At 37.2% G+C, this 1,108-nt stretch carries 2 protein-coding genes; both read right to left on the minus strand.

Annotated features, from left to right (window positions below):
• A partial coding sequence (locus tag F6K22_RS41390; RefSeq protein WP_293111025.1) for a tetratricopeptide repeat protein occupies positions 1–749 on the minus strand: 749 nt, incomplete at its 3' end.
• A gap of 10 nt (positions 750–759) precedes the next feature.
• Positions 760–1,059 carry a hypothetical protein gene (locus F6K22_RS41395; protein WP_293111026.1) on the minus strand — a complete coding sequence of 100 codons (300 nt, stop codon included), beginning with the start codon at positions 1,057–1,059 and terminating at the stop codon, positions 760–762.
• Positions 1,060–1,108 lie beyond the last annotated feature (49 nt).

Below are 1,108 nucleotides of genomic sequence, written 5' to 3' on the forward strand. Positions count from 1 at the left end.
CTCCCAGCTTCCTCTAGCTTATTTTGAGTGTGCCATATACAACCCAAATTACCATAAGCCACTGCATTGCGGGGATTGAGTTCAATTGCTTTTTTGCACTCAATAGTCGCTTCTTCTAGTAAATGCTCACTCCAAAGCAGATTTCCTAACTCAACATGAGCTTTTGCATCTTTAGGATTACGTTGAATTGTTTCTCTAAGCTTTACTTTGGCTACTTTAAACTCAATTTCTGCTTCTTCTAAAAATCCTTGTTCTTCTAAAACATTCCTTAAGAAACTATGTGCATAAGCATCATCGGGATTACGTTCAATTGCTTCTCTATATTTAGCTATTGCTGCATCCATTTTACCTTGAGTATACAATACATCGCCCCAATCTCTATAAGCTTCAGCAAAATTTGGTTTAAGGCGAATTGCTTCCCGATACTTATTAATAGCTGCTTCCAATGAATTTTGATGGGTCAAAGTATCCCCTAACCCCTTGTGTGCTTCTGCAAATTCTGGTTTTAGGTCAATAGCTTTTTGATAAGCAGCGCTAGCTTCTTCCACTTTATTTTGAGTATACAAAGCATCTCCTAAATCGTTATAAACTTCTGCACTAATGGGGTCGTTGCGAATAGCTTCCTTATACAAAGCGATCCCTTCATTAAGTTTACTTTGCTCTTGCAATTCTTTTCCCAGTTTACGGTAAATTTTGGCTACATCTTCATCTTTTAGCTGCAAAGATTTTTGTAAACTCTTCAAGTTCATTTGAACCTTCTCACTCAGAAAGTACACGGTTAATTTCCTCCCTTAAGTTATCTTCAAATATTTGCAAATTTTTATTATATTGTTGAATAGGTCTTAAAACCTCATGCTCAATTACAGTCGTATCTTCTAGGGATAAACCTAACTCTTCTCGTAGAACATCCAGTTGAGCGCGAGTAACGGTTGAAAATTCCCCATCCGGACACAAAAGGTTAACTTCTCGACTATACCTCAGTCTGGGATTACGAATTGGCGCTTTAGCAATGGAAATTTCTAATAACTCAGGTTGCACCGAATAAATCTCCGGTTGCATTCTTTGGTCAGCTTCTTAACTTTTCTTGCGGTATAATCATGTAAATTTT

The sequence above is a fragment of the Okeania sp. SIO2F4 genome, assembly GCF_010672385.1.
In the GTDB taxonomy this organism is placed as follows: Bacteria; Cyanobacteriota; Cyanobacteriia; order Cyanobacteriales; family Microcoleaceae; genus Trichodesmium.

What these genes read in the sequence shown, in the direction of transcription:
- F6K22_RS41395 (WP_293111026.1), bottom strand. Translation starts at nt 1,059, where the DNA reads ATGCAACCGGAGATTTATTCGGTGCAACCTGAGTTATTAGAAATTTCC.